This window comes from Gordonia sp. PS3, from assembly GCF_041950545.1.
GTDB lineage: Bacteria > Actinomycetota > Actinomycetes > Mycobacteriales > Mycobacteriaceae > Gordonia > Gordonia sihwensis.
In genome coordinates this window covers 1,861,814-1,880,345 of record NZ_CP169524.1, presented here as the reverse complement: position 1 = coordinate 1,880,345, position 18,532 = coordinate 1,861,814, and the positions used below count along the sequence as shown (strand labels likewise).

Sequence of the window (18,532 nt, the reverse complement as noted above, 5' to 3'; positions counted from 1 at the left end):
GGCGTCGAATGTTCACGAGCGGCGGTGGCCATGACCTGATCAGGAGCTTGGCCGGTTGCCTAACCGATGTCTTGTCTGACCGCCGCCGCCCGCCGAGCGCCGTCGCAGTCATCACCTCGGTCGGCGGCGAGCCGGCCGAGGCGAGAGTTCCCGGCGACCTCGGCCGGGTACCGGGCGGTGACTTCGTGCCTCGATGGTCACGACGTCAGTGCCGTCGGGGTGGAATGCACCAGCAGCTACGGGCGGGGAATCACCAGCGTGCTCCAGGCGGCAGGGCTGTCGGTGGCCGAAGTGTACGGCGGCGGCAAGGACAAGAAACGAATCAAGGGGCAAGTCCGACCCGCTTGATGCTGTCGCCGCGGCCCGCGCGGCCCTGGCCGGCGACGGTATCGCGATCCCGAAGGACGAACGCACCAACATGGTCCGCGCCCTGCATCTGACGCGGCGCGGCGCCGGTCCCCGCATCTTCGGGGAAGACCTCGCGTCATCGAGGTCTCCGTGACCTCGGCCCGCGACTCATCCGGCAGGAGCAGTGCCGAACATTCCGGCCGACCCGAGCACGCGCGCGATGTCCATCTCAATCACGACGCGGCGGGGATTCGGCTTCGGAGTCCGGTAGCGAGCCGCGTACCGTGCCTCGGCATCGGCCACGGAGACCGGATCGCGGCGGACGGTCACCGGACCCTCGAGGGTCAGCCACCGTGGGCCGTCCACGTGCGTCAGCGCCGCGTATCCGCCCCGATCGGCGTTGCGCACCTTCTGCGAGCCCTCGAAGGTGATCACCCGTGCCTTCTGCGCGTCGCCGTCGAAGGTGAAGCCGACCGCCACCACATGCGGCGTTCCATCGGCTCGGGTGGTCGCCAGCGTCGCGAGGTGGTACTCGGACAGCATCTGGGCGGCTTCGGCGGACAGATCGGCGACGGTTCGGCTCATGGTCCCCACGGTATCGGCGACGTCGCGCCGTCATCGACCCGGCCGCGTCGCGGTCCGGCAGCACCGGCGATACTGGTCCGGTGGGAACGATCGTGGTCTTCGGTGGACGCAGCGAGATAGGGGTGGCGACGGCGGCGCGCCTGGCCGAGGGAAACCGCGTGGTCCTCGCCGCGCGCCGACCCGACGACCTGGCCGGTGAGACGCAGACACTGCTGTCGGCGGGCGCGACGGCGGTCGACACCGTGGCGTTCGACGCCGACGACATCGCCTCGCATGCCGCACTCGTCGAATCGCTGTTCCGCGACGGTGCCCGGGTGGACGTCGCGATCGTGGCGTTCGGGATTCTCGGCGACGCGGCCCGGTCGGAGACCGATGTGGCCCACGCCTTGCAGATCGCCCACACCGACTACTACGCGCAGATAAGCGTGATGACTCCTCTCGCGGTGGCCCTGCGACGCCAGGGGTCGGGCACGATCATCGTGTTCTCGTCGGTCGCCGGTGTCCGCGTGCGCCGCGCGAACTACGTGTACGGCTCCACCAAGGCCGGGCTCGACGGCTTCGCGAGCGGGCTGGCCGACGCGCTGCACGGTTCCGGCGTCCGCCTCCTCCTCGCGCGGCCCGGCTTCGTGGTCGGTGCGATGACACGCGAGCTGATGGCCTCCGGAGTCGAGCCCGCTCCCTTCGCCAGGACCGCGGACCAGGTCGCCGACGCCGTCGCCAAGGCCTATCGCAAGGGAAGAGGCGAGGTGTGGATCCCCGGTGTGCTCCGGCCCGTCTTCTTCGGCATGCGCCTGCTTCCCCGCGCCGTCTGGCGGAGGCTGCCGCGATGACGGGAGAGTCCGAGGCGAAGCAGCCCGCCCGCTTCGTCGTGGTGGGAATCGGAGCCGACGGATGGAGCGGACTGAGCGACCGCGCCCGAGCAGCGCTGGACGAGGCGACGACGGTGTACGGTTCGGCGCGCCAACTCGACCTGGTCGCCGAACACCTCACCGCGGACACCGTGCCGTGGCGTTCGCCGATGTCCGAGCACCTGCGCGAAGTGCTGCGCGACAGCTCGGCACATGGCACGATTCACGTGCTGGCCAGCGGTGATCCGATGTTCCACGGCATCGGCTCCACCATCGTCCGACAGGTCGGTCGCGACCGCGTCACCATTGTCCCGGCACCGTCGAGCGTCTCGCTCGCGGCCGCCGAACTGGGCTGGGACCTGGCGTCCACCACCATCGTCAGCACAGTCACCGCACCCGCCTCGGCGGTGGTTCCCGAACTCGGCGACGGCGTCCGCCTTCTGGTCCTGTCCAGAGACGGCTCCACACCGGCCGAAATCGCGGAGCTGTGCCGGGCGCACGGGTACGGCTGGACCACGATGCGTGTGCTCGAGAATCTCGGAGCCGCGACGCAGGCCGTCCGGACCGGACTGGCTCGCTCATGGGACGACCGCCCGTGCGCGCCACTGAACATCACCGCGCTCGACTGTGTGGGCCCGAGTTCGTCGCACTGCCCGGGACTGCCCGACGAGGCGTACGAGCACGACGGCCAGCTGACGAAACAGACCGTGCGGGCACTCTCTGTCTCGGCCCTGGCTCCCGCCGCCGGACAACTGCTGTGGGACGTCGGCGCGGGCGCCGGAAGCATCGGTATCGAGTGGCTGCGGTGCACGCGCGACGGCCGGGCCGTCGCCTTCGAGGCCGACCGGCTCCGGGCCGCCGCCCTGCGACGCAATGCCGAGAAGCTCGGCGTCGGTCACCGGCTCACGCTGGCCGGCGCGGTGCCCGAGGCGCTGGCCGGAGCCGCCGACCCCGACGCGGTCTTCCTCGGGGGCGGCGTCGACCGCGACGTCCTCGACACCGCCTGGGATGCGCTGATGCCTGGCGGACGCATCGTCGGAAACGCGGTCGCGATCGAGACCCAGCACTTGTTCATCGACGCGCAGGAGCGGTACGGGGGGAGCCTCACCCGCCTGTCCGTGGAACGTGCCGCACCACTGGGCCGCCTCACGGCGTGGCGACCCGCTCTGCCGATCGTCCAATGGGTCGCGGTGAAAGACGACGCCGCGCGGGAGGACACATGACCGTCTACTTCATCGGCGCCGGCCCGGGGGCCGCCGACCTCATCACGGTTCGCGGCGCCGAGATCCTCAGTCGATGCACGGTGTGCCTGTACGCGGGATCGCTGGTGCCGGACGAACTCCTCGGTCGTCTGCCCGACGGTGCCGAGATCGTGAACACCGCGCGAATGCCGTTGACGGAGATCCTGAGCAGACTCGCACGCGCCGACGCCGCCGGTCACGACGTGGCCCGACTCCACTCCGGCGATCTCGCCCTGTACTCGGCGTTGACCGAGCAGCAGCGCGGTCTGCGCGAACTGGGCATCGCCTACGAACTGATTCCCGGGGTGCCCGCGTTCGCGGCGGCGGCGGCCGCCCTCGACACTGAGCTCACCGTCCCGGGAGTGGGGCAGAGTCTGATGGTGACGCGCGTCTCGACACTCTCGACCGATATGCCGCCGGGGGAGGACCTCGGTTCCCTGGCTCGCAGCGGCGTCACTCTCGCCCTCCACCTCGCCGCACACCGCACCGAGCAGATCGTCGCCGAACTGGCGCCGCACTACGGCGCCGACTGCCCGACGGCGACGGTCGCGTACGCATCGCGCCCCGATCAGCGGATCGTGCGCTGCCGGCTCGACGAACTGCCCGCGGAACTGTCGGCGGCGCGCATCACCAAGACCGCCGTGATCTTCGTCGGGCGCGTCTTGGACGCCCGGACGCATCCCGCCGGCACCGACAGCTATCTCTACTCGCATGCCCGGATGACGAAGCTGCGTGAGGACCGCCATGCCTGAGCCGTCCGTGCTGATCCTGGGCGGAACCGGCGAGGCGCGCGAACTCGCACGCCTGCTCGATGAGTCCGGTGTTCCGGTCGTCACCTCCCTCGCGGGCAGAGTCGCCGATCCGCGTCTGCCGGTCGGTGGGGTGCGCGTCGGCGGCTTCGGCGGCGTCGACGGTCTCGCCGCGTGGATCGGCGAGGCCGCAATAACCGCGATCGTCGACGCGACGCACCCGTTCGCCGCCAGAATCACGCCGAACGCCGTCGCGGCGGCGGAACGGACCGGGGTCGGATATCTGCGCCTCGCACGACCGCCGTGGTCACCCGGGGCCGGCGAGCGCTGGACGCGCGTGCCCGACATCGCCGCCGCCGCGACCGCGGTCGCCGAGAGGGGCGGGAGCCGGGTCTTCCTCACCACCGGACGACAGGACGTGTCCGAGTTCGCGGAGATCGACGACGCGTGGTTCCTGATTCGGGTGGTGGACCCGCCCGAGGGGCCGCTGCCGCCGCATCACCGGGTTCTCCGCTCCCGCGGCCCGTACCGTCTCGCCGATGAGACGGCGCTGCTGCGCGAGCACCGCATCGACGTGCTGGTCACGAAGAACAGCGGGGGAGAGATGACCGTCGCCAAACTCCGCGCCGCCGCGCGGCTCGGTGTCGAGGTGATTGTCGTCGACCGTCCCGCGGAACCCGACGGGATCGCGCGCGTCGACACCCCGAGCGAGGCCCTCGACTGGCTGTCCGGGCCGGCCGGCCGAGGAGAGATCCGCTAGGCGTAATGCCGCGGAGTGTACACGAGGTCGCCGCCCGGCCTGCGGGCGAGGGTGGTCATCGACGAGCCGATGATCAACAGCGTGCGCATGTCGACTGTCGCCGGATCGAAGTCCGCGGCCGTGGTCACCGTCAGGCGCTGTCCCGGGCCGCCCACGTCACGGCCCGCGATCACCACGCGGTCGGCCGGAACCAGTTCGGTCAGGAGTTCCTTGAGACGTTTGATCTGCTCCACGCGTTTCGGCGACGCCGGATTGTAGATCGCGATCACCAGGTCGGCGGCGATCGCGTGCCGGAGCCGCTCCTCGATGACCGATCCGGGCTTGAGCAGGTTCGACAGGGAGATCACGGCGAAGTCGTGGCCGATCGGCGCACCGACAGCGGCCGCCACCGCGTGCGCGGCGCTCACCCCCGGCGTCACTCGCACCGGCACATGCGCCCACCGTTCCTCCGCAGCGGCCTCCGCCACCGCAGTCGCCATGGCGAACACACCCGGATCGCCCGACGACACGACGGCCACCCTGGCGCCGCGCGAGGCCAGGTCGAGGGCGAACTCCGCGCGTTCGGCCTCGACTCGATTGTCACTGGCGTGGACCCGCTGTCCGGGGCGCGCCACCACCCGGTCGAGGTAGGTCTTGTATCCGACGAAATCGGTCGCCGCCGCCAACTCCGCGGCCACCTGCGGCGTCGTCTGGTCCACCGGTCCGGGACCGAGGCCGACCACCACTACTTCACCGCGCGGACGGTCGCCTCCCGCGGCGAGCGGATTGTTGCGTCGCCCGGGTACCACGATCAGGGAGAAATAGGGCACCGACGACGGGTCGACGTCGGCCACGCGCTCCACGCGCTGGCGGTCGGTGGACGCCCTTTCGACGTACCAGGCCTCGTCGAGACGCCCGGCGGCGGCCAGAGCGTCGCGCACCTTCACGAAGGTGCGGCCGAGTTTCATGATCGCCAAGGCCTCGCCGGACCGGAAATGCGCGATCAGCTCGCCGGCCTCGGCGGTTCCGGGCAGGACCGTCAGCGTCTCCTCGCCTTCGACGAGCGGGATGCCGAGCGCCGCGGACGCCGCATTCACCGACGTCACCCCGGGAATGATCTGCGCCTCGAACCGGTCGACGAGCCGCTTGTGCATGTGCATGTACGAGCTGAAGAACAGCGGGTCGCCCTCGGCGAGCAGCGCCACATCGCGTCCGGCGGCCAGGTGCCCGGCGAGGAGTTCGGCACTCTCGGCGTAGAAGTCGGCCATCGCGCCCGCGTAGCCGCCGGGATGATCGGTGGTCTCCACGGTGAGCGGGTACATCAGCCGTTCTTCGATCTGGCCTTCGCGCAGATACGGTTCCGCGACCGAGCGGGCAATCGAATTACCGTGCCGTGCACAGTGATACGCGATCACGTCGGCCTCGCCGATGATCCGCGCAGCCTTCACCGTCACCAGTTCGGAGTCGCCCGGCCCCAGGCCGACACCCCACAGTTTTCCGTTCACAGCGGAGTCCGCTCCCGTCGTCGACATCACCGGACCGCTCATTCCGCCGTGCTCGCGAGAGCGTTGACCGCGGCCGCGGTGATCGCCGAGCCGCCGCGTCGGCCGGTGACGGTGATGAACTCCAGATCAGTGCGTTCGGCGAGCGCCGCACATGATTCGGCGGCCCCGACGAAGCCCACCGGTGCGCCGACGATCGCGGCCGGACGAGGCCAGCCCTGGTCGATCAGGTCGAGGAGCGCGAACAACGCGGTGGGAGCGTTGCCGATCGCGACCACGGCGCGGTCCAGGTCGTCGCGCCAGTACTGCAGCGCCGCGGCGGTCCGAGTGTTGCCGGTCCGCTCGGCGAGATCGGCGATCCCCGGCTCCTTGAGGTGACAGCGGACCGCATTGTCGGCGGGAAGCCGCAGCCGCGTGATACCCGACGCGACCATGTTGGTGTCGCAGAGGATCGGCCCGCCCGCTGCCAAGGCGGCGCGAGCGGCCGTCACCACTCCCGGGGTCGCCACCACGTCGTCGGTGAGGTCGGTCTGTCCGGACGCGTGGATCATCCGGACCACCACCGGCTCGAGGTCGGCGGGAAAGCCCGTCAGATCGGATTCGGCGCGGATCATGGCAAACGACTGACGGTAGATCTCGGCTCCGTCGCGGACATACTCGGTCATGGTGTGCCCAAGATTACGCACCCGAGGCGGCGGCGGTGGACCCGGTACGGCCCCGCGCCGTGCCGGTGAGAATCAGCCGCCCGGGACGCGACGGTCGGTGCGGTAGCCGTCGCCCGTGGCGATCCGCCGGACGTGCGGACCGTTCGGGGATCCGCACCCGCGGTCGCAGCCGAGCCAATGCTCGCGTTCGCGACCGGGCGCCGCATCCGGGGCACCGAGGTGCGCGAGCAGGTCGCCGCGGACGTCGGCATGCGACCGACCGCATCCGGGCGAGCCGGTGCATGCGCTGAATCTCGTCCACGGACTGGCCGAATCGAAGATGAACCCGAGCGGGGCGAGCACGCGCACCACGGTCTCGGCCACGGCCTCGGTGAGGTCGGGAATCAGGATCTCGCGCTCGGGCGTGATGAGGATCGGCGTGCCGATGGCGGCGGCGAACTGCGCCTGCCGTGCCGAGAGCCGGCCGAACTCGGTGACGGCACCGAGCAGCACCCGTCCGTCCGATTGCTCGAACCATCCGACGATGGGCTCTCGGACGTCCGGCCGGCCGCCATTCGCGGAGGCCGCGGCTTCGGTCGGTGCCAGACGCCCGAAGCCCGCCACGGCGTCCGACACCGCAGCGCGGGCCCGATCGTCGAGTTCCCGGATCCGCCACTCGTCGGCACGGTGCTCGTGGAACGACGCCGCGGCGGCGACCATCGCGGCGGGCAGTTCGGGCAGCGGCACCACCCGGCCGGTCGGGACGCCGCCGAGATGGATCGCCGCCTCGTCGGGACTCACGGCCGCGCCGAGCACGTCGACGTCGCGGACCGTGACGTCACCGCGGCCGTCGTCGAAGCCGAACCAGAACCGGCCCGAGAGGTCGCGGGTCCACTGATGCCGATGCAGTTCGGCCTCCAGTTCGCGAGCAGCGGGCCGGACATCGGCCAGACCGCCGATCCGACCGCTCAGAGGCGACACCACGATGTTCCGGACGCGGTCGTGAGCCCGGTCGGTGGCGAGTCCGGCCGCCAGGATGCGGTCGGCGAAGGCGTCCACGCGGTCGTCGGCGATCCCGCGCACCTGCAGGTTCGCGCGGACGGTGATCTCGATGTGGCCGTCGCCGAACTCCTCGGCGGCCAGGGCCAGCGCCTCCAGCGCGGCCGGTTCCACCTGCCCGCCCGACAACCGGATCCGGGCCAGCCGGCCGTCGTCGGCCGGATGGGTGCGGAAGACGCCGGGACAGCGGTCGGCGGGTTTGTTCACCCCTCCAGGATATGGCCTACAGTGAAGCCCAGCCTGCCCGCGCGGAAGCCGGTTCGAGTCCGGCACGGTCGCGCCACTGTGTGGGACACCGCCCGCCACTGCCGGCGTGTGTCCTGAGTCAGACCCGCAGCGTCAGGCGACCTTCGGTCCACCGGGCCGATGTGACCGTACGACGCCGGGCGCGCACTCCCGGCGAGGAGTATCACCGTGATCACCCTGTTCTCCACTTCCGACACCGACCTGCGCACGGCCGCCACCTGCGGTGCCGACTTCCGGGTCGCGAATCCGGCCCGCACGCTGATCGACGATCTGCCCGGCCTGCTCGACGGCGCCGACCTGGTGGTCGTCCGGCTGCTCGGCGGAAAGCAGGTGTGGGAGGACGGGCTGGCAGCGGTCCTCGCCGGCCGGGCGCCGGTGGTCGTGCTGTCGGGGGAGCACAATCCGGATCCGGATCTGATGGCACTGTCGACGGTGCCGGCCGGCGTCGCCGCGCAGGCGCACGCGTACTTCGTGGCCGGCGGCCGCGAGAACCTCCTCGCGGTGCACAACTTCCTCTCCGACACCGTGCTGCTCACCGGGCTCGGCTTCGACAGCCCGACGCAGACACCGGACTGGGGGGTACTCGAGCGGCCGGCGGCCGCCGTCCCGGACGACGCGCCCGCGGTGGCGGTGCTGTACTACCGCGCCCAGCATCTCGCGGGCAACACCGACTACGTCGCCGCCCTCTGCGATGCGATCGAGGCCCACGGGGCCCGCGCCACCGGAGTCTTCTGCGCCTCCCTGCGCAGCGCACCCGATGAACTGATCGAGCATTTCGCCGAATACGACGCGCTCGTGGTGACGGTGCTGGCCGCGGGCGGGTCGACGCCGGCGCTCGCCTCGGCCGGCGGCGACGACGAATCCTGGAACGTCGAGCGCCTCGCCGCGCTCGACATCCCGATCCTGCAGGGGCTCTGCTCCACCAGTTCCCGGTCCGACTGGGCAGCCAACGACGACGGTCTGACCCCACTCGACGTCGCCAGCCAGGTGGCCGTGCCCGAGTTCGACGGCCGCATCATCACCGCACCCTTCTCCTTCAAGGAATTCGACGACAACGGGCTCCCGTTCTACGCACCCGACCCCGAACGATGCGCGCGCGTCGCCGGCATCGCCGTCGCCCATGCGCGGCTGCGGCACGTGACACCGGCGGAGAAGAAGGTGGCCCTGCTGCTGTCGGCGTACCCCACCAAGCACGCCCGCATCGGCAACGCGGTCGGTCTCGACACACCGCGCAGCCTGGTCGGAGTGCTGCGCGCCCTCCGGGATGCGGGCTACGACATCGGTCCGGCCGGCGGCGACGCGGCCGTCCCGGGCTTGGGATCACGGCCCGACGACGACGATCCGGACGCCCTGATGCACGCGCTGATCGACGCCGGCGGGCAGGACGCCGACTGGCTCACCGAGGAGGCGCTCGCGGCGAACCCGATCCGCGTCGGCGCCGCCGACTACTCGCGGTGGTTCCAGACGCTGCCGGAGCAGTTGCGCTCCGACGTCGTCGAGCACTGGGGTCCGCCTCCGGGCGAACTGTTCGTGGACCGCTCTCACGACCCCGACGGCGAGATCGTGATCGCTGCGATGGTCTTCGGGAACATCGTGCTGCTGGTGCAGCCGCCCCGCGGGTTCGGTGAGAACCCGGTCGCGATCTACCACGATCCGGACCTTCCGCCCTCGCACCACTATCTCGCCAGCTACCGGTGGCTCGCGTCGCGACCCGATCGGGACGGCTGGGGCTTCGGAGCCGACGCCGTGGTGCACATCGGAAAACACGGCAATCTGGAGTGGCTGCCCGGCAAGATGGTGGCGCTCTCGGCCGATTGCGGCACCGACGCGGCGCTGGGCGATCTGCCGCTGATCTACCCGTTCCTCGTCAACGACCCCGGCGAGGGAACGCAGGCCAAGCGGCGCGCGCACGCGGTCCTGGTGGATCACCTCATCCCGCCGATGGCGCGGGCCGAGACGTACGGCGACATCAACCGTCTCGAGCAACTGCTCGACGAGCACGCCAACATCTCGGCGCTCGACCCGGCCAAACTCCCCGCCATCCGGCAACAGATCTGGACACTGCTGACCGCGGCCAAGATGGACCAGGACCTCGGGCTCTCCGAGCGGCCCGACGAGGACGTCTTCGACGACATGCTGCTGCACGTGGACGGATGGCTCTGCGAGATCAAGGACGCCGCCATCCGCGACGGCCTGCACGTCCTCGGGCAGGCGCCAGACGGCGAGATGGAGATCGACCTCGTGCTCGCGATGCTGCGCGCCCGCCAGCTCTGGGGCGGCTCGCAGACGCTGCCCGGACTGCGCGAGGCCCTCGGACTCACCGAGAACGCCTCGGCGCGCGGGGAGGTCGACCGAGTGGAGGCGACAGCCAGGCGATTGGTCAGCACCTGCGCCGAGGGGGGCTGGACCCCCGAGGCCGTCGCGGCCGCGGCCGACGGCCAACCCGACGACGTGCACCGGATCCTGGCCTTCGCCGGGGACGAGGTGATCCCGCGACTGCGCCAGACCACGTGCGAGACGGACCGGGTCCTGCATGCGCTCGCCGGCGGGTTCATCCCGGCCGGTCCGAGCGGATCGCCGCTGCGAGGCCTGATCAACGTGCTCCCCACGGGTCGCAACTTCTACTCCGTCGACCCGAAGGCCGTCCCGTCGCAGCTGGCCGCCGAGACCGGTCGGGCGATGGCTGATTCGCTTCTCGAACGCTATCTCGCCGACCACGGCGAGTACCCGGAGTCCGTCGGGCTCTCGGTGTGGGGGACCAGCGCCATGCGTACCTCCGGCGACGACATCGGGGAGGTCCTGGCGCTGCTGGGCGTCACGCCGGTGTGGGACGAGGGCTCGCGCCGCGTGGTCGATCTGGAGCTCGTGCCGCTCGCCGAACTCGGCCGCCCGAGGATCGACGTGACGGTGCGGATCTCCGGCTTCTTCCGCGACGCGTTCTCCCACGTCGTGGCGATGATGGACGATGCCGTGCAGCTCGCGGCCGACGCCGACGAGCCGGACGAGCAGAATTACGTCGCCGCGCACGCTCGGGCCGCGATCGCCGAACACGGGGACGCCCGCCGCGCCACCACGCGCGTCTTCGGCTCGCGGCCCGGCACGTACGGCGCCGGCCTGTTGCAGCTCATCGACTCCAAGCAGTGGCGCACCGACGAGGACTTGGCCGCGGTCTACACCGAGTGGGGCGGCTATGCCTACGGCCGCGGTCTCGACGGAGTCGCCGCCGTCGAGGACATGCGGGCCGCGTACCGACGCATCGCGGTGGCGGCGAAGAACACCGACACCCGCGAACACGACATCGCCGATTCGGACGACTACTTCCAGTACCACGGCGGGATGGTCGCCACCGTGCGGGCGCTCACCGGCACCGCACCGGAGGCCTACATCGGCGATTCCACGCGCCCGGACTCGGTACGCACCCGCACCCTGCACGAAGAGACCTCCCGCGTGTTCCGCGCTCGGGTGGTCAACCCGCGCTGGCTCGCGGCAATGCGCAGGCACGGATACAAGGGGGCCTTCGAGATGGCCGCCACCGTCGACTACCTCTTCGGATACGACGCCACCACCGATGTGGTGGCCGACTGGATGTACCAGCAGCTCACCGAGCAGTACGTGCTCGACGAGACCAACCGCGAGTTCCTCGATGCGGCCAACCCCTGGGCCCTGCACGGCATCACCGAAAGGCTTCTCGAGGCGGTGGAGCGGAAGATGTGGCACGAGCCACCCGCCGACATGCTGACCGAACTCCGCCGCGTGTACCTCGAAGCCGAGGGCGACATCGAGGCGCGCTCGGAACAGGAGTGAGCCGCCTGCGCCGAGGTCGCTGAGCAGCGGGGGAGCAAAACCGGGTCCTCGTTCGTTGAACTCTGTGTGAGCGCCGGTGACTGCACCGGCGCAGAGAGGACCTGACATGCGATACCTGTTCGTCGGCTATGTGATCGCCGAGATCGCGGCCTTCTGGGCGATGGCGCACTTCCTCGGATTCGCCTGGGCATTCCTCATCACCGTGCTCGCCGCCGGCGTGGGGTTCGCGGTGCTCGGGCGCCGAGCCCGCACCTTGGGCACCGACATGCGCAAGGCGATGCGGAACGAGATCGGCGCGGGCCGCCCGATCACCGACTCCGCTCTGTTCGCGGTCACCGCCACGCTCATGATCCTTCCCGGGATCGTGTCGACGATCGTCGGACTGTTGCTGATGACTCCGCCGGCGCGCCGCCTGCTGCGACCGGTGGTCGCCGCCACCGCTGCCCGCAGAGCCACGGCGATGGCCGGCCGGATGACGGTGATCGACCTCGGGGGCCGGCCCGCCGGCGGCCGAGGCTTCGGGTTCGGCGGGCACGGTTACGTCGACGGGACGGTCGAAGGCGTGGTCGTGGACACCACGGTGCGCAACCCGGACGGCTCGGTTCACGCCGACCTACCGTCGCTGCCGCCGACCCGCCGCGACTGAGTAGTCCGTCACCTTGGCGAACCGCGACCGGCGCGGCAGAAGACCCGTCTGGGAGAATGACGGCGTGACGACGCAGCTGCTCCTCGGAGGCATGGTCTACTCCTCGCCGGCGGTACCCGACGCCACCGCGATGGCGGTGACCGACGGGACGGTCGTATGGGTAGGGACCGACGACGTCGGCCGGGCCCTGCACCCGGACGCGCACGTGATCGATCTGCAGGGACGGTTCGTCAGCCCCGCGTTCGTCGACTGCCATGTTCATCTCACCGACACCGGCATCGCGCTCGGCGGCCTCAACCTGTCCGGAGCCGCCAGCCGCTCGGAATGCCTGCGGATGCTGGCCGAGTACCTCTCCGAGCACGATGAGGACCTCGTCTGGGGGCTCGGCTGGGACGCATCGGCGTGGTCGAGTGACGAGCCGGGCCAGGACTCGCCGCCGACCACGTCCGACCTCGACGCCGTCGCCGGCGGCCGCGCCGTGTACCTCGCCCGGATCGATGAGCATTCGGCCGCGGCGTCGTCGGGGCTGCGCCGCCTGGTTCCGGGACTCGAGTCCGAGCACGGGTACTCGCCCGAACAGCCGCTCGTCGCGGACGCGCACCACCGGGTCCGCACCACAGCGCGCAATCTGATCGGTGCCACCGCGCGCAGGCGCGCCCAGTTGCGGGCCCTCGACCACGCGGCCGCCCGCGGTGTGGTCGCCGTCCACGAGAACGGCGGCCCCGACATCAGCGGGCTCGACGACTTCCGGTCGCTCGCCGACCTCGACCACGGGGTCGGCGTGCGGCGGTACTGGGGCGAGGCGGCGTCGTCCGTCGACGAGGTGCGGCACATCCTCGACCGCACCGGGGCCGATGCCATCGGCGGCGACCTGTTCGTCGACGGCGCGCTCGGCTCCCACACCGCCTGGCTGTGCGAGCCCTACAGCGACTGGTCGAGCACCAGCGGTGTCAGCTACCTCTCCGAGCAGGTGATCCTCTATCACCTGCGCGCCACCACCGAGGCCCGCGTGCAGGCCGGCTTCCACATGATCGGTGACGCCGCCGCGGCCGCCGTCGCTCAGGCGATGGAGGTGTTGGCGGCCGAACTCGGCACACCGGCCCTGGCGCGGTGCGTTCACCGTCTCGAACACGCGGAGATGGTCACCCGCGCCCAGGCCGAGATCTTCGCCCGGTGCGGCGCCGTCGCGAGCATGCAGCCGCTGTTCGACGCCGCATGGGGAGGCACCGAGGATCTGTACGCCACGCGCCTCGGCGATCGGGGTACCGGGTTGAACGATTTCGCGATGCTCGCGAAGGCCGGAGTGTCCCTCGCCTTCTCCAGCGACTCCCCGGTGTGCGACATCGACCCGTGGTCCACCGTCCGGGCCGCGGCGCACCATCGCACGGCCTCGAGTTCGATCTCGCCGCGCGCCGCCTTCGCGGCGTGCACCCGGGGCGGCTGGCGCGCCGGCGGGGTCAACGACGGCCTCACCGGAACGCTGGTCCCCGGTGCGCCCGCGCACTACGCCGTGTGGGAGGTGGACGAACTCGTGGTCGCAGCGGCCACCGAGAACGTGCAGCGGTGGTCCACCGATCCGCGCTCGCGGGTGCCGGCCCTGCCGGATGTGGCACCGGGAGCTCGACTGCCCGAGTGCGTCGAGACCGTCGCCGGAGGCCGGACCATCTTCCGTCGCGCGTGACCGCCGTCCGTTGGTGGCAGCGGGTCCCGGTCGCCGCGGCGGCCGGCGGCCTGATGTACGCGTCGCTTCCGCCTCTGCACCATGTGTGGTGGCTGGCGCCCGTCTCACTGGGGCTGCTGTACGCCGTCATGACGGTCGGCCGCCCGTCGGTGAAGAGCTGCGCTGGGTCCGGCTTCGTCTTCGGCCTCGCCTTCTTCGTCCCGCTGCTGCCGTGGATCGGGGAGTACGTCGGACCACTGCCGTGGCTCGCGCTCGCCGCCGTGATGGCCGGCTATCTCGCGCTCTTCGGCGCTCTTGCGGCGGTCACCATGCGGCTGCGCGCGCGGCCGCTGTGGTTCGCACTCAGCTGGGTCACCGTCGAAGCCGTCCGCTCCGCCTTCCCCTTCGGGGGCTTTCCCTGGGGGCGTACCGCCTTCAGCCAGGTGGACGGCTGGTACCTGCCGCTCACGTCGGTGATCGGCGTTCCCGGCGTCGCCTTCGTGATCGCGCTCACCGGGGCCTCCGCGGTGGAGGTCATCGGCAGGCTCCTGCATCGACCGACCAGGACCGCCCGATCGGCGGGTGCCGCTCTGGCGATCGCGGCGGTGGTCGTGCCCCTGGCCGCCGGTGCGGCGCTGTCGCGCATCGGAAGCCCGCTGACGTCGCCGGCCGGCACCAGCGACATCGCCGCCGTGCAGGGAAACGTGCCGAGACTGGGTCTCGATTTCGACACCCAGCGCCGCGCCGTCCTCGACAATCACGTCCGGGAGACGCTCGGGCTCGCCGCCGAGATCGACTCCGGCCGGCGCAGCAGGCCCGACCTGGTGCTGTGGCCGGAGAACGCGGCCGACGCGCCTCCGACGGTGTACCGGGACTCCGCCGAGAGCATCCGGGCGGCCGTCACGGCGGTGGGCGCCCCGGTGGCCTTCGGCACCTGGATTCCCCTCGACGGCGGCGGCACCACCAATACCGTGCTGCTCTGGGGCGAACACGGCGGATTCGCCGACGACCAGCCCTCGGGACGGTACGACAAGCACATCGTCCAGCCCTTCGGCGAATACCTCCCGTGGCGCAGCTTCTTCCGGATCTTCTCGTCGTACGCCGATCGAGCCGGCGACTTCCGGCCGGGCACGGGACCCGCGGTCCTCACCGCGCACACCCGTCACGGAGACGTGGTGATGGGCGTGTCGACCTGCTGGGAGGTGGCTTTCGACCGCGCACCCGCGCAATCGGTTCGCGAAGGCGCACAGATCCTGTTCGTGCCGACCAACAATGCGACCTTCGGCAAGACCGACATGACCTACCAGCAGCTGGCGATGTCGCAGGTCCGTGCCGTGGAGACGGGTCGCAGCGTCGTCGTGGCGGCCACCAGCGGAGTCAGCGCGCTCATCGCGCCGGACGGTTCGCTGATCGCCGAGAGCGAGATCTTCACACCCGACGTCCTGCAGGCCCGCATGGAGTTGCGGTCCGGGCAGACCCTCGCCGTCAGGCTCGGCCCCTGGCCGCAGCGGCTCGCGATCCTCGCCACGGTGGTGGCATTTTTGTACGCGCTGCGCGGACGCATTAGCCTCGATGTGTTCGCCGGTCGGAGGGGACCGGCCACGAAGAAGGAGCACGATGGCCAGCAGGCAACCTGAATCGCGCATCGTCGGGGCGAACGGCGAGGGCGCCCTCGTGGTGATCCCGACCTTCAACGAGCGCGAGAACCTGCCACACATCGTCGGTCGCCTGTTGACCGCTCAGCAGGGCATTCACGTGCTGGTGGTCGACGACTCCAGCCCGGACGGCACGGGCGAGGTCGCCGACCGGCTCGCAGCGGACGACGCGGCGGCCCGCATTCACGTCATGCATCGCACCGTCAAGGACGGTCTGGGCAAGGCCTATCTGGCCGGATTCGCGTGGGGTCTGGAGCGTGACTACGCGGTCATCGTCGAGATGGACGCCGACGGCAGTCACGCTCCCGAGCAGTTGTTCCGGCTGCTGGAGGGCATCAATGAGGGCGCCGACCTGGTGATCGGTTCGCGATACGTTCCCGGCGGCGAGCTGGTGAACTGGCCCAAGCGCCGCGAGCTCCTCTCCAAGGGCGCCAACACGTATGCGCGGCTGGCGCTCGGCGCCAAGGTCAAAGACATCACCGCCGGTTACCGCGCTTTCCGCCGAGAGGTGCTGGAGAAGATCGGTCTCGATCAGGTGGAGTCGGCGGGCTACTGCTTCCAGATCGACCTCGCGTGGCGCTCGCTGCAGAACGGCTTCACGATCCGTGAGGTGCCGATCACCTTCACCGAACGCGAGATCGGCGAGTCGAAGATGGACGGCGGCGTGATCGCGGAATCGTTCCTCAACGTCGCCCGGTGGGGAATCCGCGGCCGCCTCGACAGGCTCCGCGGACGCTAGTATTCGGCACGGGCTCGCACCCGGAAACGAATCAGCCCCCGGAGAATCGATTTCTCCGGGGGCTGACGTCGTATTGCGTCGCGGTTATGCCGAACCGCCGCGCCGGCGCTGCTTGAGCAGGTCCAGACGCTCGGCCAGCAGCACCTCGAGTTCCTCTTCGGAGCGGCGCTCCAGGAGCATGTCCCAGTGCGTGCGCGGCGGCTTGCCCTTCTTCTCCTCGGGCACGCCGCCTTCGAGGAGCTTGCCCTCCATGCCGTTCTTGCACGGCCACGTCGCGGGGATCTCCGCATCGTCGGCGAACGGGATGTCGAAGATCTCACCGTTGTCGGTGCGGTACTGGACGAGCCGACGCGGCGCGAGGTCGTGATCACGGTCGGTCTCGTAGCTCACCGCCCCGAGCCGGCTACCACGCAGGACTCGATCAGCCATGAAGTCTTCCTCTCAAACGGTCGGGTGCGGTGTCCATTCTACGCGGTCCACGACGTGGACGGCGTTCCACGGTACCGTCGTGATGTGTCCGAATCCCCGGCTCCCGAAAGCCCTGCGAACGAACCGCAGTCTCGTCGCCGCCCGTACGCATGCGCCTGGTGCGGTCGTCAGATGGTGGATTCGGAGCGGGGGCGCAGACGCAAGTACTGCAAGCGGTCGTGCCGGCAGCGCGCCTACGAACAGAGAACGCTCCTCGAGGGCACCTCTATTCCCGAGGATGCGATCATCCTCAGCCACGCGGAGGCCGAAGACCTCGGAGACCGGATGTTCGCGCTCCGCTGCGCTGCGGAGGACTTGTCGACCGCACTCGGGGAGAAGGCCGATCGTCAGACGCTGACCGACCTGGCCGCCGAGGTCCTGCGGCTGGCGAGTGAGGCCGAACGGTTGCGTTGACCGCCGGCTGCCGAGCCGGGAGAGGCAGGTCACGGACTTCCGGAGCCGGCGGCGCGCGCGAACGCCGTTAAGATCGTCAGGGTGAACGACGAACGGCGCGACGACTCGGCTCCCGACGTCGTCTCCGTGCGTCCGCTTCACCGGGCGGGGGAACTGCTCGCGCGCACCGATGAGAGCCAGGCGGCTGTTCGGGCCGCTCAGATCGCGCGCAGGCTCGCGCCGGTGGACGGCAGACTCCCGTCCGGCGACCGCACCTCCGACCGGGTCGCCCGCCTCCTCAACGACGTGCGGCCCGACCGTCCCAGCGCGATCCGGGAACTCGGTCTGGCCTCGGTGGCCGTCTGGCAGTCGCTCATCGAACGCAGACGCCCCGACCCGGCCGGTCCGATCCCGGCCACGATTCTCTTCACCGACCTCGTCGGCTTCTCGTCCTGGGCGCTGCGCGCCGGAGACGACCAGGTGCTGGAGTTGTTGACCGCCGTCAACGCTGCGTGCGAGGAGGTGATCAGGGCGCACGGCGGCCAGGTGGTGAAAACGCTCGGCGACGGCACGATGGCGGTCTTCCTCGATCCGGGGGAGGCCATCGCCGCAGCTCACGAGGCGGTGGGTGCGGTGAGCGCGATCGTCGTCGGCGGCTTCCGGCCGGCTCTGCGCGCCGGACTGCACACCGGCACCCCGCGAGCGGTCGGTTCGGATTTCCTCGGTGTGGACGTGAACATCGCGGCGCGGGTCTGCGATGCGGCGGGCGGTGGCGAGGTGTATGCGAGCGAGTCCGCCCTCGACCAGCTCGATCCCGATGACTACATGCTCCGCCGCAAGCGGTTCAAGGCCAAGGGCGTACCGCGCGAACTCCAGGTGTTCCGCGTCGTTCCGCGGTACTGACGATGCCCTTCGACGACGACGAGCTGGAAGAGTTCTACCGGCGCATCGAGTCGCGGACCGCGGCGGCGAATGCGCGTCCGCGCAAGCGCAGGCGCCAGGTGCCCCGCGTGCAGTTCGCCTGTCCGACGCCGGAGAAGATCGCCTATCCGTCGCAGGCGGCGGTGACCGGCGCGATCCTGGCGGTGGCTCGCAACTCTCGAGGTCGCCCCAGCCTACGGTCATACGAATGTGTGTGCGGCGCATGGCATCTCACGAGTGCCATACCCCGCCCGCCGGGCAGCCGGTGATCCGGGTGCCCGGCGA

The 18,532-nt window shown here is 70.6% G+C and carries 17 protein-coding genes and 1 riboswitch; of the genes, 12 read left to right on the top strand and 5 right to left on the bottom strand.

The window, feature by feature from the left end:
• Nucleotides 1-516: 516 nt before the first annotated feature.
• Nucleotides 517-933 (bottom strand): TIGR03618 family F420-dependent PPOX class oxidoreductase, encoded by a 417-nt coding sequence (locus tag ACE11G_RS08705; RefSeq protein WP_375004066.1) that lies wholly within the window; start codon nt 931-933, stop codon nt 517-519.
• 92 nt (nt 934-1,025) lie between these two features.
• Here ACE11G_RS08705 and ACE11G_RS08700 point away from each other — a divergent pair, with 92 nt between their 5' ends.
• Genes ACE11G_RS08700 through ACE11G_RS08685 form a run of 4 tightly spaced genes read left to right on the top strand, consistent with a single transcriptional unit; the run spans nt 1,026 to nt 4,531 of the window.
• The gene (locus tag ACE11G_RS08700) at nt 1,026-1,763 is read left to right on the top strand and encodes an SDR family NAD(P)-dependent oxidoreductase (protein WP_375004120.1); all 738 of its coding nucleotides are present in this window, start codon (nt 1,026-1,028) and stop codon (nt 1,761-1,763) included.
• Nucleotides 1,760-3,004: a precorrin-6y C5,15-methyltransferase (decarboxylating) subunit CbiE gene (gene cbiE, locus ACE11G_RS08695; protein ID WP_375004065.1), complete on the top strand. Its 1,245-nt coding sequence runs from the start codon at nt 1,760-1,762 to the stop codon at nt 3,002-3,004. The genes ACE11G_RS08700 and cbiE overlap by 4 nt, the downstream gene beginning before the upstream one ends.
• The gene (gene cobM / locus ACE11G_RS08690) at nt 3,001-3,774 is read left to right on the top strand and encodes a precorrin-4 C(11)-methyltransferase (RefSeq protein WP_006894951.1); all 774 of its coding nucleotides are present in this window, start codon (nt 3,001-3,003) and stop codon (nt 3,772-3,774) included. The genes cbiE and cobM overlap by 4 nt, the downstream gene beginning before the upstream one ends.
• Nucleotides 3,767-4,531: a cobalt-precorrin-6A reductase gene (locus tag ACE11G_RS08685; RefSeq protein WP_062367843.1), complete on the top strand. Its 765-nt coding sequence runs from the start codon at nt 3,767-3,769 to the stop codon at nt 4,529-4,531. The genes cobM and ACE11G_RS08685 overlap by 8 nt, the downstream gene beginning before the upstream one ends.
• Here ACE11G_RS08685 and ACE11G_RS08680 read toward each other — a convergent pair.
• From ACE11G_RS08680 to cobG, 3 genes are all read right to left on the bottom strand, one after another.
• Nucleotides 4,528-6,042 (bottom strand): precorrin-2 C(20)-methyltransferase, encoded by a 1,515-nt coding sequence (locus tag ACE11G_RS08680; RefSeq protein ID WP_375004063.1) that lies wholly within the window; start codon nt 6,040-6,042, stop codon nt 4,528-4,530. The two genes, ACE11G_RS08685 and ACE11G_RS08680, sit on opposite strands and share 4 nt — an antisense overlap.
• 11 nt (nt 6,043-6,053) lie before the next feature.
• Complete coding sequence (locus ACE11G_RS08675) at nt 6,054-6,677, bottom strand: precorrin-8X methylmutase (protein ID WP_375004061.1); 624 nt, start codon at nt 6,675-6,677, stop codon at nt 6,054-6,056.
• Nucleotides 6,678-6,749: 72 nt separating this feature from the next.
• Nucleotides 6,750-7,922, bottom strand: a complete 1,173-nt coding sequence (gene cobG / locus ACE11G_RS08670) for a precorrin-3B synthase (RefSeq protein ID WP_045537372.1) — start codon at nt 7,920-7,922, stop codon at nt 6,750-6,752.
• A gap of 43 nt (nt 7,923-7,965) precedes the next feature.
• Nucleotides 7,966-8,046: riboswitch (cobalamin riboswitch) on the top strand.
• Between the two features lie 83 nt (nt 8,047-8,129).
• Here cobG and cobN point away from each other — a divergent pair.
• The 5 genes from cobN to ACE11G_RS08645 all read left to right on the top strand — a co-directional run bounded on the left by cobN (nt 8,130) and on the right by ACE11G_RS08645 (nt 16,465).
• Complete coding sequence (gene cobN, locus ACE11G_RS08665) at nt 8,130-11,765, top strand: cobaltochelatase subunit CobN (RefSeq protein ID WP_045537370.1); 3,636 nt, start codon at nt 8,130-8,132, stop codon at nt 11,763-11,765.
• Nucleotides 11,766-11,871: 106 nt separating this feature from the next.
• Nucleotides 11,872-12,411, top strand: coding sequence for an FxsA family protein (locus ACE11G_RS08660; protein ID WP_045537368.1), 540 nt, complete (start codon nt 11,872-11,874; stop codon nt 12,409-12,411).
• Nucleotides 12,412-12,475: 64 nt separating this feature from the next.
• On the top strand, nt 12,476-14,092 hold the full coding sequence (locus tag ACE11G_RS08655) for an amidohydrolase (RefSeq protein WP_375004059.1): 1,617 nt from the start codon (nt 12,476-12,478) through the stop codon (nt 14,090-14,092).
• Nucleotides 14,089-15,708 (top strand): apolipoprotein N-acyltransferase, encoded by a 1,620-nt coding sequence (gene lnt / locus ACE11G_RS08650; RefSeq protein WP_375004057.1) that lies wholly within the window; start codon nt 14,089-14,091, stop codon nt 15,706-15,708. The genes ACE11G_RS08655 and lnt overlap by 4 nt, the downstream gene beginning before the upstream one ends.
• Nucleotides 15,689-16,465 carry a polyprenol monophosphomannose synthase gene (locus ACE11G_RS08645; RefSeq protein ID WP_006894961.1) on the top strand — a complete coding sequence of 259 codons (777 nt, stop codon included), beginning with the start codon at nt 15,689-15,691 and terminating at the stop codon, nt 16,463-16,465. Before lnt ends, ACE11G_RS08645 begins: the two co-directional genes overlap by 20 nt.
• 84 nt (nt 16,466-16,549) lie before the next feature.
• On the opposite strand, the gene ACE11G_RS08640 is transcribed toward ACE11G_RS08645, so the two are convergent.
• The gene (locus ACE11G_RS08640; protein ID WP_006894962.1) at nt 16,550-16,894 is read right to left on the bottom strand and encodes an RNA polymerase-binding protein RbpA; all 345 of its coding nucleotides are present in this window, start codon (nt 16,892-16,894) and stop codon (nt 16,550-16,552) included.
• Nucleotides 16,895-17,065: 171 nt separating this feature from the next.
• On the opposite strand from ACE11G_RS08640, the gene ACE11G_RS08635 reads away from it, so the two are divergent.
• The 3 genes from ACE11G_RS08635 (at nt 17,066) to ACE11G_RS08625 (ending at nt 18,516) form a co-directional block, all read left to right on the top strand.
• Nucleotides 17,066-17,347, top strand: coding sequence for a hypothetical protein (locus ACE11G_RS08635; RefSeq protein ID WP_006894965.1), 282 nt, complete (start codon nt 17,066-17,068; stop codon nt 17,345-17,347).
• 81 nt (nt 17,348-17,428) lie between these two features.
• The gene (locus ACE11G_RS08630; RefSeq protein WP_346077439.1) at nt 17,429-18,229 is read left to right on the top strand and encodes an adenylate/guanylate cyclase domain-containing protein; all 801 of its coding nucleotides are present in this window, start codon (nt 17,429-17,431) and stop codon (nt 18,227-18,229) included.
• A 2-nt stretch (nt 18,230-18,231) separates the two neighbouring features.
• Nucleotides 18,232-18,516: a hypothetical protein gene (locus tag ACE11G_RS08625; protein ID WP_006894968.1), complete on the top strand. Its 285-nt coding sequence runs from the start codon at nt 18,232-18,234 to the stop codon at nt 18,514-18,516.
• Nucleotides 18,517-18,532 lie beyond the last annotated feature (16 nt).